This is a genomic window from Mesorhizobium sp. W067 (assembly GCF_054719525.1).
On sequence record NZ_JBTTII010000001.1, the window covers coordinates 515892 to 529665 of the forward strand.

The 13774-nt window shown below is 63.1% G+C and carries 14 protein-coding genes and 2 pseudogenes; 11 read left to right on the forward strand and 5 right to left on the reverse strand.

All coding sequences use genetic code 11. The features are described 5' to 3' along the window. Positions 1-282: 282 nt before the first annotated feature. Positions 283-2316 carry a lytic transglycosylase domain-containing protein gene (locus ACYG97_RS02400; RefSeq protein WP_023732001.1) on the reverse strand — a complete coding sequence of 678 codons (2034 nt, stop codon included), beginning with the start codon at positions 2314-2316 and terminating at the stop codon, positions 283-285. A gap of 276 nt (positions 2317-2592) precedes the next feature. On the opposite strand from ACYG97_RS02400, the gene dapA reads away from it, so the two are divergent. The 3 genes from dapA (at position 2593) to ACYG97_RS02415 (ending at position 4820) form a co-directional block, all read left to right on the forward strand. Continuing rightward, positions 2593-3474, forward strand: a complete 882-nt coding sequence (dapA, locus tag ACYG97_RS02405) for a 4-hydroxy-tetrahydrodipicolinate synthase (protein ID WP_023732000.1) — start codon at positions 2593-2595, stop codon at positions 3472-3474. A 25-nt stretch (positions 3475-3499) separates the two neighbouring features. Further along, positions 3500-3979, forward strand: coding sequence for an SsrA-binding protein SmpB (gene smpB / locus ACYG97_RS02410; protein WP_023687280.1), 480 nt, complete (start codon positions 3500-3502; stop codon positions 3977-3979). 70 nt (positions 3980-4049) lie between these two features. Continuing rightward, positions 4050-4820, forward strand: coding sequence for a glycoside hydrolase family 25 protein (locus ACYG97_RS02415; protein ID WP_245260712.1), 771 nt, complete (start codon positions 4050-4052; stop codon positions 4818-4820). Between the two features lie 17 nt (positions 4821-4837). Here ACYG97_RS02415 and ACYG97_RS02420 read toward each other — a convergent pair whose 3' ends face one another. Further along, a complete protein-coding gene (locus ACYG97_RS02420) occupies positions 4838-5743 on the reverse strand; it encodes a DMT family transporter (protein WP_023731998.1) in 906 nt (301 codons plus the stop codon). A gap of 132 nt (positions 5744-5875) precedes the next feature. On the opposite strand from ACYG97_RS02420, the gene ACYG97_RS02425 reads away from it, so the two are divergent. Next, positions 5876-6364 carry an Lrp/AsnC family transcriptional regulator gene (locus ACYG97_RS02425; RefSeq protein ID WP_031261805.1) on the forward strand — a complete coding sequence of 163 codons (489 nt, stop codon included), beginning with the start codon at positions 5876-5878 and terminating at the stop codon, positions 6362-6364. A 40-nt stretch (positions 6365-6404) separates the two neighbouring features. Here ACYG97_RS02425 and ACYG97_RS02430 read toward each other — a convergent pair. Further along, positions 6405-6560, reverse strand: a pseudogene (locus tag ACYG97_RS02430) (winged helix-turn-helix transcriptional regulator); the annotation flags it as partial. Positions 6561-6568: 8 nt separating this feature from the next. Between ACYG97_RS02430 and ACYG97_RS02435 the strand changes: the two are divergent. After that, positions 6569-7032 (forward strand): annotated as a pseudogene (locus tag ACYG97_RS02435) (zinc-binding dehydrogenase); the annotation flags it as partial. A gap of 10 nt (positions 7033-7042) precedes the next feature. Here ACYG97_RS02435 and ACYG97_RS02440 read toward each other — a convergent pair. Further along, positions 7043-7708, reverse strand: coding sequence for a uracil-DNA glycosylase (locus ACYG97_RS02440; protein WP_023731417.1), 666 nt, complete (start codon positions 7706-7708; stop codon positions 7043-7045). After that, positions 7705-8286 (reverse strand): LabA-like NYN domain-containing protein, encoded by a 582-nt coding sequence (locus ACYG97_RS02445; protein WP_023670234.1) that lies wholly within the window; start codon positions 8284-8286, stop codon positions 7705-7707. The genes ACYG97_RS02440 and ACYG97_RS02445 overlap by 4 nt, the downstream gene beginning before the upstream one ends. A gap of 331 nt (positions 8287-8617) precedes the next feature. Here ACYG97_RS02445 and rpoZ point away from each other — a divergent pair, with 331 nt between their 5' ends. From rpoZ to acpS, 6 genes are all read left to right on the forward strand, one after another. Then, positions 8618-9019, forward strand: coding sequence for a DNA-directed RNA polymerase subunit omega (gene rpoZ, locus ACYG97_RS02450; RefSeq protein WP_023670235.1), 402 nt, complete (start codon positions 8618-8620; stop codon positions 9017-9019). 127 nt (positions 9020-9146) lie between these two features. Further along, complete coding sequence (locus ACYG97_RS02455; protein WP_023670236.1) at positions 9147-11378, forward strand: RelA/SpoT family protein; 2232 nt, start codon at positions 9147-9149, stop codon at positions 11376-11378. Between the two features lie 113 nt (positions 11379-11491). Beyond that, positions 11492-12070, forward strand: coding sequence for an orotate phosphoribosyltransferase (pyrE, locus tag ACYG97_RS02460; protein ID WP_023684495.1), 579 nt, complete (start codon positions 11492-11494; stop codon positions 12068-12070). A gap of 11 nt (positions 12071-12081) precedes the next feature. Then, positions 12082-12462 carry a VOC family protein gene (locus ACYG97_RS02465; protein WP_023684494.1) on the forward strand — a complete coding sequence of 127 codons (381 nt, stop codon included), beginning with the start codon at positions 12082-12084 and terminating at the stop codon, positions 12460-12462. Positions 12463-12727: 265 nt separating this feature from the next. Further along, positions 12728-13312 (forward strand): DUF2062 domain-containing protein, encoded by a 585-nt coding sequence (locus ACYG97_RS02470; RefSeq protein WP_023670239.1) that lies wholly within the window; start codon positions 12728-12730, stop codon positions 13310-13312. Beyond that, the gene (acpS, locus tag ACYG97_RS02475; protein ID WP_023670240.1) at positions 13309-13722 is read left to right on the forward strand and encodes a holo-ACP synthase; all 414 of its coding nucleotides are present in this window, start codon (positions 13309-13311) and stop codon (positions 13720-13722) included. Before ACYG97_RS02470 ends, acpS begins: the two co-directional genes overlap by 4 nt. Positions 13723-13774 lie beyond the last annotated feature (52 nt).

Consider the following 13774-nt stretch of genomic DNA (forward strand, 5'->3'; position numbering starts at 1 on the left):
CCGTCTGCTACAGGCGAGGGTGGGAGCGGTCAAATCGAGGGTTGTCGGCAAGCTGACACTCTTGGAAATGTCGGAGGGACAGCGCCCCCCTCTGTCCTGCCGGACATCTCCCCCACGAGGGGGGAGATTGGCGGTTCAGGCGCTACGCCCTTCCTTCGACGTTGGAGATTGGCGAAATCGGCAACGACAGCTGATCTCCCCACTCGTGGGGGAGATGGCCGGCAGGCCAGAGGGGGGCGCGAAGGATCGCCAACGTCTGCCCATGGCGACAGCTCTGCCGCCTCAACCCCGCCCGTTCACCAAATCCCCAACGATGTCGTACTTCCCCGAAATACGCATCTTGTAGACCTCGTAATTCTCCATCACGCGCTGCACGTAACTTCTTGTTTCGGTGTAGGGAATCCGCTCGATCCAGTCGACGACGGCGTCGATGCCCTTGCCGCGCGGGTCGCCGTACTTGGCTACCCATTGGCTGGCGCGGTTGGGGCCGGCATTGTAGCCGGCGAAGGTCAGCACATAGGAGCCGCCGAAGCGGTCGAGCTGCTCGCCGAGGAAGGCAGCCCCCAACGTCGCATTGTAGCCGGCATCGCTGGTCAGCCGATCCTGGGAAAAGCTCAGTCCTGCCTTCTTCGCCAATTGCTTGGCGGTGCCCGGCATCAGCTGCAGCAGGCCGCGCGCGCCGGCGCTGGAGACGGCGCCGACATTGAATTCGCTTTCCTGGCGGGCGATCGCGTAGGCCAGCGCCTTGCCCGAGCCGGAAATGTCGGCGGTGTCGGGAATGACGCCCAGCGGATGCGACAGCGCGCCGACATCGATGCCGCGCGCGCCGGCGATCTTGCCGATCTTCAGCGCCATGAAATGATTGCCCTGCTTTTCCGCCAGCAAGGCAAGCAGCGCCAGCTCGCCGGGGCTGGTCAACTGCCCGGCGAGGTCGCGGTAAAGCGTCTCGGCATAGCGGTCGTAGCCCGCCTCCTGCAGCCGCTTGATGGCGCTGACGGCTTCGCGGCCGTCAAAGCTTTGGCGGTCGACAGTGCTTGGCTCGGGATAGGCGATGTTCAGCGTGCGCAAGCCAACCCGTTCCGCCGCCAACTGCCCGTAGAAAGTGGTGCCATAGGCTGCCGCCTTGGTGAAATAATCCTTCGCATTGCCGGGACCGCCGACTTCCGCCGCGCGGCCAAGCCAGTAATAGGCGCGTGACAGCGACATCGGTCCCTGCGCGAGATCGGCGATGCGGGCAAAATGGGTCGAGGCCGTCGCAGGATCGTTGAGGCCGCGCAGCGCATACCAGCCGGCGTGGAATTCAGCCTCGGCGGCGCTGGCGGGACTTTCGGCGGCGTGCGCGGCAACGATCTTGTAGGCGGTCTTCCAGTCGCTCTGATCGACCAGCGCGCGCGACAGCACGCGGCGTTCTACCCACCAGGCATCGGGATCGACCAACGCGTCGCGGTTCGTTGGCGCTTTCATCATCACCGCGGCGGCGTCCGCAAACTTCCGCTGCTTGCGCAGATATTCGGCTTGCGCGAAGAAATAGCCGGCCGATTGCTGTGCGGCAGGCACTGCTTTCAACAGCTTGGCCGCGTTCTTGTCGCCACGCGAGGCGGCGGCCCAGGCATCGGCCAGCGGTTGCGCGCCGGCAAGTGCTGCGACCCGCAGTGCCGAATTCTCCCGGTCGGCATAAAACATCCGTTCCATGCGGAAACGATGGTCGGCAGCCGGAATGATGGCGCCAAACTCCTTGCTGACGGCCGCCTCGTCCCTGGCTTCCAGCTTCTCGGTGCGCCAGAATGGCGACAGCACGGAAAGCGCAGCCTTGGTGTTGCCAAGAGCTACATAAGAACGGGCAAGGATGACCACGCCTTGAAAGGTCAGCGGCTGGCTGCCGTCAAAGGCTTTCACCACGGTCTGCGGCGAGGGGTTTTCGCGATAAAGCGCGCGCTCGCTGTTCTTGCGCAGAGCGATGGTGCCCGGCCAATTCGGCAACATCTTTGCGGTATCGGCAATCTCGCTGCTCGGCACACGGTCGCCGCCATAGAGCGCGATCGCCCAGGCCAGGATATGGCGGTCCAGCGAACTGGCCGGCAATGTTTCGCGCACCGCTCGTGCCGCGGCGATATCGCCGGTCGCCAACGCGTCGAGACCGCTTTTCAGCACGGCGATATTGGCGGAGGGCGCATCGGTCTGCGCTCCATCTTGCATGTCAGGCATCGGGATCGATGAGGTCGTCTGCTCGTCGACGCTCTCGTTTGCCGCCGTCCCCACTATCAGCAGGGCAACGGCGCCAAGCAATATGAAGCGGAGTGGCCGACTGGCCGGCATGATCCTGCTTTCCCTGTTGCGGCACTTTAGGTGGCAAGCCCAGGTGCCCGAGAGCCTAGACTTAGGTCGTGAAGAGCTCGTAAACAAAGGGTTATCGAGGCCGTTCGAATTGCGCTTGCTGGCACCATCGGCATGCTTGCCGCGCAACAGTGTCGAGACTATGGTGCGCGGCTTCGCTTTCGGCTAGAAGGCGCCCGATGCATGTCGCCCAAAAGCGGGAACCGGTTTTGGGACGATGATACGCATAAACAAACAAGTTCCAAGGAGTTGGACGACATGCTGAGAGGCTCGCTTACTGCGCTCGTGACACCGTTCGAAAAGAGCGGGCGTTTCGACGAGAAAGCCTTTCGCGCCTTCGTCGAATGGCAACTTGGCGAGGGCACGACGGGCCTCGTCCCGGTCGGCACCACCGGCGAGTCGCCGACGCTGTCGCATGACGAGCATCGCCATGTCGTCAAGGTCTGCATCGAGGTGGCCAAGGGGCGCGCTCCGGTCGTCGCCGGCGCCGGCTCCAACAACACCGCGGAAGCGGTCGGTCTGGTGCAATATGCCGAGCAGGCGGGCGCCGACGCCGCTCTGGTGGTCACGCCTTATTACAACAAGCCAACACAGCGCGGCTTGTACGAGCATTTCGCCGCTGTCGCCAGGGCGACCAAGCTGCCGATCATCATCTACAACATCCCGCCGCGCTCGGTGATCGACATGATGCCGGAGACGATGGGCAGGCTGGCGCACGACTTCCAGAACATCGTCGGCGTCAAGGATGCCACCGGCAAGGTCGAGCGCGTGTCCGAACAGCGCGCCACCTGCGGCAAGGATTTCATCCAGCTTTCAGGGGAGGATGCCTCGGCGCTCGGCTTCAACGCCCATGGCGGCGTCGGCTGCATCTCGGTGACGTCGAATGTCGCGCCGCGGCTGTGCGCCGAATTCCAGGAAGCCACACTGTCCGGTGACAGCGCCAAGGCGCTGGAATTGCAGGACCGTCTGTTGCCGCTGCACAAGGCGATCTTCCTTGAGCCCGGCCTGTGCGGCGTCAAATACGCGCTGTCGAAGATTGGCAAGGTCGAGAACGTGGTGCGCTCGCCGCTGGTGACCATCGAGGCGTCGACCGCCGAGAAGATCGATGCGGCGATGAAGCACGCCGGCTTGATAAACTAGGGATGAGGCGCCACCTCTCCACATCATGAACCAGGTCAGAAAAGCCGATCCAAACAACAAAACCGTTGCGGAAAACCGCAAGGCGCGGTTTTCCTATGAGGTGCTCGACACGGTCGAGGCCGGCCTGGTGCTGACCGGCACCGAGGTCAAGTCGCTGCGCCAGGGCCAGGCCAACATCCAGGACAGCTACGCCTCGGTCGAGGGTGGCGAGATCTGGCTGATCAATTCCTATCTGCCGGAATACCTGCAGGCCAACCGCTTCAACCACGAGCCCAGGCGGCGTCGCAAGCTTCTGCTCAACAAGCGCGAGATGGCAAAACTGGCGCAGAGCATCGACCGCGAAGGCATGACGCTGGTGCCGCTGAAAATCTACTTCAACGACCAGGGCCGCGCCAAGCTGCTGCTTGCCGTCGGCCGCGGCAAGAAACTGCACGACAAGCGCGAGAGCGAAAAGCAGCGCGACTGGTCGCGCGAAAAGGGCCGGCTCATGAAGGAACGCGGCTAGAACCTCGGGCAGTCCCAGAAAAGCCAGACGTCGGCTTTCAGGTTTCGAACAGCTGCAGCAGCAAAACACGATGGGGGAAGGCTTGAAGAACCGGATCATCCTCTGGGGTGCGGCCAGTCTGGTCTTTGCGGGTCTTGTCGGGGCAGGCGGCTTCTTCTATTTCCGGGCCTTCTCGCCGGATCGTGACAGCTATCCGGTCAGGGGTATCGACGTTTCCCATCATCAGGGTGAGATCGACTGGCGGCGCGTTGCCGCCGACGATGTCGCCTTCGCGGTCATCAAGGCGACCGAGGGCGGCGACCATGTCGACGATGCCTTCGCCAAGAATCTGCGCGAGGCGCGCGCGGCCGGCCTCGCCGTCGGCGCCTATCACTTCTTCACCTTCTGCCGGCCGGGCGCCGACCAGGCGAAAAATTTCATCGCGGTGGTGCCGCACGACCAGCCGCTGCTGCCACCGGTCGTCGACATCGAATTCGGCGGCAACTGCCCGCAACGCCCGTCGCCGGAACAGCTGAGCGCGGAACTCCAGGCCTTCCTCGGACCGGTTGAAGCTGCGTTCGGCAAGCCGGCGATCATCTACCTGACCGACGAGGCTGAGGACGCCTATGCCGGACAGATGGCTGTGCGGCAGCGCTGGCTGCGCTCGCTGGCGTTCAAGCCGAGCGAGGACGGCTGGATTTACTGGCAGTACCACAATATGGGCCGTGTCGACGGGATCGAGGGCGATGTCGATCTCAACGTCCTGCAGGGTGGGCAGCAAACGCTGGCCGAGCTATTTGCTGCGCCCGCATCGCTCTCTTCGCAAAAGCCTCCATCGCCTGAACGAATCATCTGGCCTTGAGTTTGGCATCCGCAGTCTTACGCAGGCTTGGGAACAGGCCTGGAAAGAGCCGAAAAAGCCATCCCCGCGGCCATGATCAGTATGGCGGCGAACTGGGCGCGGGTCGGCGTCTCGCCGAGCACCGTCATCGCGATCAGCACGGTTGCGATCGGCACGCATGGCATGAACAGCGATGCCGCCTGCGACCCCAGCTGCCGGACGATATAGGTGTACAGGAACATGGCGGCCGCACCTGCCAAAAACCCTTGAATGACGATCTGGCTGGCAATCTCGGCCACTGATGCCGCGCGGAGGCCGCTTGGGGCAAAGAAATAGAGCAACGGCAGCGGCACGCATGACAGCAGCACCACCGTTGCGGTCGCCGCAACCGGATCGACGCGCCAGCGCCGCACGAGAACGGCATAGGCGGCAAACATCGCGCCCGATGCGATGAACAGCAGATCACCGGAGAAGACATCCTTCATACCGCCACCGGTGTGCGCTGGCGCAATGAACAGGATCAGCCCGGCGATGATGGCGGCGACGCCGATGGTTTGCTGGCGCGAGGTTTTCTCCCTCGTGGCGATGCGCGACAGCACGAATGAGAAGAACACGATCGAGGCAGGGCAAAGTGCGGCACCATGCGCTGCCGGCGCATAGGTCAGTCCCCAATTGATGATGATAGGGTAGGGCAGTCCGGCCAGTGCCGCCAGCGTCAAGGCACGCCTCCAGCCCAATGCCTTGCCAGTCGCCCGGCCGTTTCTCCAGACGACCAGCAGCATGACCATGCCGGCGCCGGCAAAGCGCAACGTTGCCAAATCGGTCGCGGTCAGATGTTCCCGCAGGCTGAAGCGGGCGGCGACGAACTGCACGGCGTAGATGCCGATCATGGCCAGGCCAGCAAGGATTGCCGGCTTCGTGTTTCGGTCCTCTGTCACGCGCATTCTTGTCCCGCTCGATCCTGCCAGCGGAAGGGTACTTCCTCCAGACGGCTTTCGTTGAAAACGCAGCCTATTGTCGAAAATGGTGCGTCAAAATATGCTGTTTTCGCAATGTGGAAGTGAAAGTCACGCGATATGGGCGCTGCAAACGTGAATCATGAATCCGATCAGCTCGACGCCATCGATCGCAGCCTGCTTCGGTTGCTGCAGGAGGACGGGCGTCGCACGACGCTTGACCTAGCAGCCCGTGTCGGCCTGTCGCCGACCGGCACCAGCCAGCGGGTGAAGCGCCTGTTTCGTGACGGTTTAATCACCGCGGTCCGGGCTGTGCTCAACCCGCAAAAGATCGGCCGCGGCACGCTTGTCTTCATCGAAGTCAGGCTCGACCAGGCGGCGCCGCATGTGTTCGACCGTTTCGCCGAAGCGGTGGCGAAAGCTCCCGAAGTGCTGGAATGCCACATGGTCGTTGGCGGCTTCGACTATCTGGTGAAGGCGCGCATTTCAGAAATGGCCGCTTATCAGGATTTTTTGAAGCGCGTGATCCTGCCGCTGCCCGGTGTCAGGGAAACGCACACCTATACGTCGATATCGGATATAAAGCCGGACGCGCTGCTGCCGGTGTGAGACGGGCCGGACCAACGCAAGCGGTTGCCACGCCTCCGCTTCAAGCGGCCTGGGAAACCTCCGGCGCCAGCGTCACATTCCCATCGCCCCAGACCTTCAGCGCGGTGATCACGGGCTCCAGGCTTCGGCCACGAGGCGTCAGGCTGTACTCGACCTTCGGCGGCATCTGCGCATAGACCTTGCGGGCGATGAGCCCAGTCTGGCTCGCTCGGCTATGCGCACGCGGCAGCGCTGCCGCCGACGGCGATCACAGCCTTCGAGGCGTTGTTCGACCGCCTCAATGTGAAGAAGCTAGTCATCGGCGCCGCGAACACCATCCTGATCGTCGGCGGCGCCGGCGGCGTCGGGTCGATCGCGGTCCAGCTCGCGCGCCAGCTGACCGATCTGACGATGATCGCCACCGCATCGCGGCCCGAAACCCGCGACTGGGTCGCAAGAGCGTTTCGGTCCACTGGGAGCCGATGTTCACCCGCTCGCTGTATGAAACGCCCGATATGGCCGCGCAGGGCGAACATCTCAACGAACTGGCGCGCCTTGTCGACGCCGGCACCATCCGCACCACGCTGGGCGAGACGTTCGGCCCAATCAATGCCGCCAATCTGAAGCGCGCCCATGCGCTGATCGAGACCGGCAAGGCCAAGGGCAAGATCGTGCTCGAGGGATTTTGAGAGGCAGCGTCTAGTTCCGCAGGAACGACGCGATCTCGCTGAATACCTTGACGAACATCGCTTCGGTCAGCACCCCAGTGTTGGTGTTGTAGCGCGAGCAGTGATAGCTGGAAAACAGCGTGACGCCGCCGGCCGGCAACTGACCGCCGTGCTTGAACGGATAGGCGGCGACGCGCTGGCCCAGCGCCCTGACGGTCGACTGGTGGGCGATGGAGCCCAGCGCCAGCAGGGCGCGCAGTTTGGGAAAGCGTGCAATCGTCGGCACCAGAAAGCTGCGGCAAGTGGCGATCTCGGCGCCGACCGGCTTGTTTTCAGGCGGCACGCAGCGCACCGCATTGGTGATCGCGGTGCCGATCAGTTCGAGCCCGTCATCCGGCCGCGCCTTGAACTCGCCGCGGGCAAGACCGTGAGCGATCATCGTTGAGTAGAGCAGGTCGCCGGCATAGTCGCCGGTGAACGGTCGCCCGGTGCGGTTGGCGCCGCGCAGGCCGGGCGCCAGCCCGACGATCAGCAGCTCGACGGCGTCCTCGCCATCAGGCGGCAGGAAAGTCGGCACCGGCGCATTGAACCACGACGGCTCGCGCTGCCGCCAGTCTGCGATGAAATCATGCAGGCGCGGGCAGAGCGGGCAGTCGCGGTCGGGTTCGGGAGCGGCGTCCAAGGCCGCCGCCGTCAATAGTCTTCCTCTTCGACTTCGGCCGGCTCGGGCCTGCGCACCGGCCGTTCGGAGGGATCGCGGCCGACCTCGTTCTTCAGCGAGGTCAAATCGATGAAATGGTCGGCCTGGCGGCGCAGATCGTCCGAGATCATCGGTGGTTGCGAGGCCATGGTGGAGACGATCGAGACCTTGCGGCCGCGCCGCTGTAGCGCTTCGACCAGTGTGCGGAAATCGCCGTCGCCGGAGAAGATGACATAGTGGTCGACGACATCGGCAAGTTCGAGCGCATCGACGGTCAGTTCGATGTCCATATTGCCCTTGATCTTGCGGCGGCCGGTCGAGTCGGTGAACTCCTTGGCCGGCTTGGTCACCACCTTGAAGCCATTATAGTCGAGCCAGTCGATCAGGGGACGGATCGAAGAGTATTCCTGATCCTCGACCAGAGCGGTGTAGTAATAGGCCCGCAGCAAATAGCCGCGCTTCTGGAAGCTGGACAGCAGTTTGCGGTAGTCTATGTCGAAGCCGAGTGCGCGCGAGGTGGCGTAGAGATTGGCGCCGTCTATGAAAAGAGCGATTTTTTCACGGGGGTCGAACATGGCAATATTCCTTTTTCGAAATAGGTGGCGGACTAATCGAAATGGGTCGTTTATAACGCTCGGCTCGTAAATAAACCGGCTGACCTTTCGTCAACCGAGATAGCGCCAGTTTTACGGCAATCCAAGGGTGCCGGGGCGCACTGCAAGCAATTGTGATCGGAGCCGTGTCGTCGCCCGGTAGGCGGGCTTCGCCGGCAAGGCATTCAGCGGCGCCAGAAGCTGGCATTCGCCAGCCCATGGGCCACAGAGCCATAATGCTTGTATTTTGGCGGCGTTCGGGTTATGGACCGCGCCTGTTTTCCATCAAATCCAGGCATGAAAGGGGCAATCAATGGCCCGCGTAACCGTTGAAGACTGCATCGACAAGGTCGACAACCGCTTCGAGCTCGTGCTGCTTGCCGGCCATCGCGCCCGCCAGATCAGCCAGGGCGCGCCGATCACCGTGCCGCGCGACAACGACAAGAACCCGGTCGTGGCGCTGCGCGAGATCGCCGACGAGACGCTGTCGCCCGACGACCTCAAGGAAGATCTGATCCACTCGCTGCAGAAGCATGTCGAGGTTGACGAGCCCGAGGCCGACGGCGAGGCGATCGCCGACCAGACCGGCAACGCAGTTGCAGCTACCGACGCCGACGACGCGGAAGAAAACGTCACCTTCGATCGCATGACCGAGGAAGACCTTTTGGCCGGCATCGAGGGCCTGGTTCCCCCGGAAAAGAGCGACGACTACTAATCGCTGCCCTGGACCTGCCGGGAATATGGTTCCGGCACTTCCGTCCCGTGAGTTTCGTGGCTATCTATGAGATGCGCCGTACATCAGTGCGGCGCATCAATCATTTCAGCACCGTGAGAACCCGCCCATGATGCGTCAGTATGAGCTTGTCGAGCGCGTTGCGCGCTACAAGCCTGACGTCAACGAGGCGCTGCTCAACAAGGCCTATGTCTACGCCATGCAGAAGCATGGCCACCAGAAGCGAGCTTCCGGCGATCCCTATTTCTCGCATCCGCTCGAAGTCGCCGCCATCCTCACCGAAATGCACATGGACGAGGCGACGATCGCCGTCGCCTTGCTGCATGACACGATCGAGGACACCACCGCGACGCGGGCCGAGATCGACGATCTGTTCGGCCCCGAAATGGGCAAGCTGGTCGAAGGCCTGACCAAGCTGAAGAAGCTCGATCTCGTCTCCAAGAAGGCCGAGCAGGCGGAAAACCTGCGCAAGCTGTTGCTGGCCATCTCGGAGGATGTCCGCGTTCTGCTGGTCAAGCTCGCCGACCGTTTGCACAACATGCGCACCCTCGACCATATGCCCGAGGCCAAGCGCCTGCGCATCGCCGAGGAGACGATGGATATCTACGCGCCGCTGGCCGGGCGCATGGGCATGCAAGGCATGCGCGAGGAACTGGAAGAGATCGCCTTCCGCTTCATCAATCCGGAAGCCTATCGCGCCGTCACAGCCAGGCTTGCCGAGATATTCGAGCGCAACAAGGGTGTGCTGACCGACATCGAAAAGGCGCTGTCGGCGCTGTTCGAAAAGCATGCCATCAACGCCGGCGTGAAGAGCCGGCAGAAGAAGCCTTGGTCGGTGTTCCGCAAAATGGAGGCCAAGGCGCTGTCCTTCGAGCAGCTCTCGGACATCTTCGGCTTCCGCGTCGTCGTCGACAGCGTCGAAGACTGTTACCGTGCGCTCGGCGCCATCCACACCACATGGTCGATGGTGCCTGGCCGCTTCAAGGACTACATCTCGACGCCCAAGCAGAACGACTACCGTTCGATCCACACCACCATTGTCGGCCCCTCGCGTCAGCGCGTCGAACTGCAGATCCGCACCCGCGAGATGAACAAGATCGCCGAATATGGCGTCGCCGCCCATTCGATCTACAAGGACACCGGCGGCAAGACGAACGGCGCCGCCCATGCGATCTCGAAGGAGACCAACGCCTATGCCTGGCTGCGGCGCACCATCGAGCAACTGGCAGAAGGCGACAACCCGGAAGACTTCCTCGAAAATACCAAGCTGGAGCTGTTCCAGGACCAGGTGTTCTGCTTCACGCCGAAAGGCATGCTGATCGCTCTGCCGCGCGGCGCCACCCCCATCGACTTCGCCTATGCCGTGCACACCGACGTCGGCGACACCTGCGTCGGCGCCAAGGTCAACGGCCGCATCATGCCGCTAATGACGGAACTTAAGAATGGCGACGAGGTCGAGATCATCCGCTCCAAGGCGCAAGTGCCGCCGGCGGCGTGGGAGTCGGTGGTGGTCACCGGCAAGGCGCGTTCAGCCATCCGCCGCGCCACCAAGAACGCCATTCGCAAGCAATATTCAGGTCTTGGTGCCCGCATTCTCGAGCGCGCCTTCGAGCGCGCCGGCAAGACTTTCACCAAGGAAAGCCTGAAGCCGGTGCTGCACCGGCTGGCGCGCAAGGACATCGAGGATGTGCTAGCCTCGGTCGGGCGCGGCGAACTCGCCTCGACCGACGTCATGAAGGCCGTCTTCCCAGACTACAAGGACGAGCGCGTCACCGTCAGCGCCCCCAAGCAGCGCGAGGAGGGCTGGTCGAAGATCCGCAACGCCGCCGGCATGCTGTTCCAGATGCCCGGCACCCGAGCCGCGCGCAAGGACAAGGACCAGCCGCGCGATGGCGCGGTACCGATCCGCGGCGTGCGCGGCGACCTGCCGGTGCGTTTCGCGCCGGAAGGGGCCGTGCCCGGCGACCGCATCGTCGGCATCGTCCAGCCGGGCACCGGCATCACCATCTATCCCATCCAGTCGCCGGCGCTGCAGGCCTTCGACGACCAGCCGGAGCGCTGGATCGACGTGCGCTGGGACATTGACGAGCAGACCAAGGAGCGCTTTCCGGCGCGCGTCTCGGTCACCGCCATCAACGCGCCGGGCTCGCTCGCCGATATCGCCCAGGTCGTTGCCTCCAACGACGCCAACATTCATACGCTGTCTATGGTGCGCACCGCGCCCGACTTCACCGAAATGCTGATCGATCTCGAAGTCTGGGATCTGAAGCACCTCAACCGGCTGCTGTCGCAGCTCAAGGATAATTCGAGCGTCAGCGATGCGCGGCGTGTGAATGGGTGAATAGTGAATAGTGAATAGTGAATGGTGTAGTGAATAGTGAATAGTGAAAGAAGGCGCTCTCACCACCATTCACCATTCACCATTAACCATTCACCATGGACATGGGGCGAGTTATGAATACCGACGAAGTTCTGGGCATTTTCCGCGAGGCGGGCGCTGTTCTGGAGGGGCATTTCATCCTGACGTCCGGCCTGCGCAGCCCGGTCTTCTTGCAGAAGGCGCGCGTCTTCATGCATGCCGACAAGACCGAGCGGCTTTGCAAGGCGCTGGCCGAGAAGATTCAAAAGGCGGTGCCGGGCAAGATCGACTACGTCGTCGGCCCGGCGATCGGCGGCCTGATCCCGGCCTATGAGACGTCGCGCCATCTCGGTGTGCCAGCAATCTGGGTGGAGCGCGAAGGCGGCGAGTTCAGGCTGCGCCGTTTCGAGATCGCGCCGGGATCGCGCGTCGTCATCGTCGAGGACATCGTCACCACCGGCCTGTCGATTCGCGAAACCATCGACTGCCTGCGCGCGATTGGCGCCGAGGTCGTGGCGGCGGCCTGCATCATCGACCGCTCGGCCGGCAAGACCAATGTCGGCGTGCCGCTGATCGCGCTTGCCGAATATGAGGTGCCGGCCTATCCCGCCGACCGCCTGCCGCCCGAACTTGCCGCCATCCCGGCGATCAAGCCGGGTAGCCGCAACATTTAGGGGACATCACGATGATCGCCGGCATCGATCATTTCGTGCTGACGGTCCGCTCGGTGGAGGACAGCTGCGCCTTCTACCAGCGGGTGCTTGGCCTGAAGCGTCACGACGAGCCGAACCGGCCGACGGCGTTGCTGTTCGGATCGCAGAAGATCAACCTGCATCAGGCAACGCACACTTTTGAACCGAAAGCCAAGACGCCGATGCCTGGGTCCGGCGATTTCTGCCTGATCGCCGCAAGGCCGCTTGCCGAGATTTGCGCCAGTCTCGAAGCCAATGGCGTTGCCATCGAAGTCGGTCCGGTCGAGCGCACCGGCGCCCGCGGCACGATGATGTCGGTCTATTTCCGCGATCCGGACAGCAATTTGGTCGAAGTCAGCGAATATCGGGAATAGTCTATCCGCCTCGGCGTCGTCTTCGCGCGGACCTTGCCGTCGTCGGGGAGCTTTCATCGATATTGTCCTCAGTTTCGCCCCAATGGCGCTCTTGTTACCCGCCTGCGGCAGACCATCGCGGCGGCGTTTCATTGTTCCGCCGCAAGGCAGTCGCTATATCAAAGTCGTTGTTGCCTTTCTGCGCCCTCGAAGCGCAAGATGGAGCGACCGCGCCCGGCCAGGGATGGTTGCAATTTGGGCGTGATGAACCGGGAACTGGAACAGAGTGCTTTTTCGACGCCGAAAGCCTGATGGCATTCTGGAGCGGGTGCGTACCTATCTGTGGCCGCGCCGCTCGTTTTCGCGCTCGTTGCAATATTTCTCCAAGCGCATCCTGCGGCTGAAGGCGACACCGCATGCGGTGGCGGCCGGCGTCGCGGCCGGCGTTTTCGCCTCCTTCTTTCCGCTCGGCTTCCATTTCGCCGTCGCCGCCGTGCTCTGCTGGGTGGTCGCCGGCAATCTGGTGGCCGCCGCCCTCGGCGCGGTATTCTTCGGCAATCCGCTGACTTTCCCGCTGCTGTGGGGAGCGTCCTGGGAAGTCGGCAAGCTGATCCTGCATGAGCGCCTGCCCAAGAACGGACCGCCTGCGCATCTTGGTGAGATGATGCACACGCTGTCGTTTGCAAAACTGTGGCATCCGGTGCTGGAGCCGATGCTGATCGGCGCTGTGCCGCTCGGCCTGATCTTCGGGCTGATCTTCTACGGCATCACCCGCTGGGGGATGACAGCCTTTCGCGAGCAGCGCAGGAAGCGCATGGCAGAGCGGGCGCATAAGGCCGGGCACCGCGGACGGGAAGTTCCGGCGGAATGATCATCGGCATCGGCAGCGACCTGATCGACATCAGACGCATCGAAAAGTCGCTGGAACGGCATGGTCAGCGCTTCATCCAGCGCATCTACACCGAGGTCGAACAGGTCCGCTCGGAAGGCCGCAAAGGCCGCGCAGCCTCCTATGCCAAGCGCTTCGCCGCCAAGGAGGCCTGCGCCAAGGCGCTTGGCACCGGCCTCGCGCAGGGCGTGTTCTGGCGCGACATGGGGGTCGCCAACCTGCCCAGCGGCGCGCCGACGATGGCGCTGACCGGGGGAGCGGCGGCACGGCTGGCCAAAATCCTGCCACAGGGGCACAGAGCGGCGATCCACCTCACAATCACCGATGATTTCCCGCTTGCTCAAGCCTTTGTGATCATCGAGGCGTTGCCCGCCGAACAAGCGCCACATTGATTGCATCAGACGACCGCTATCTAACGCCGACTTGACGTTGCCCAGCGCGCGC

Coding starts and splice junctions, on each gene's coding strand:
- ACYG97_RS02400 (WP_023732001.1), bottom strand. CDS start 2,316: ATGCCGGCCAGTCGGCCACTCCGCTTCATATTGCTTGGCGCCGTTGCC.
- dapA (WP_023732000.1), top strand. CDS start 2,593: ATGCTGAGAGGCTCGCTTACTGCGCTCGTGACACCGTTCGAAAAGAGC.
- smpB (WP_023687280.1), top strand. CDS start 3,500: ATGAACCAGGTCAGAAAAGCCGATCCAAACAACAAAACCGTTGCGGAA.
- ACYG97_RS02415 (WP_245260712.1), top strand. CDS start 4,050: ATGGGGGAAGGCTTGAAGAACCGGATCATCCTCTGGGGTGCGGCCAGT.
- ACYG97_RS02420 (WP_023731998.1), bottom strand. CDS start 5,743: ATGCGCGTGACAGAGGACCGAAACACGAAGCCGGCAATCCTTGCTGGC.
- ACYG97_RS02425 (WP_031261805.1), top strand. CDS start 5,876: ATGGGCGCTGCAAACGTGAATCATGAATCCGATCAGCTCGACGCCATC.
- ACYG97_RS02445 (WP_023670234.1), bottom strand. CDS start 8,286: ATGTTCGACCCCCGTGAAAAAATCGCTCTTTTCATAGACGGCGCCAAT.
- rpoZ (WP_023670235.1), top strand. CDS start 8,618: ATGGCCCGCGTAACCGTTGAAGACTGCATCGACAAGGTCGACAACCGC.
- ACYG97_RS02455 (WP_023670236.1), top strand. CDS start 9,147: ATGATGCGTCAGTATGAGCTTGTCGAGCGCGTTGCGCGCTACAAGCCT.
- pyrE (WP_023684495.1), top strand. CDS start 11,492: ATGAATACCGACGAAGTTCTGGGCATTTTCCGCGAGGCGGGCGCTGTT.
- ACYG97_RS02465 (WP_023684494.1), top strand. CDS start 12,082: ATGATCGCCGGCATCGATCATTTCGTGCTGACGGTCCGCTCGGTGGAG.
- acpS (WP_023670240.1), top strand. CDS start 13,309: ATGATCATCGGCATCGGCAGCGACCTGATCGACATCAGACGCATCGAA.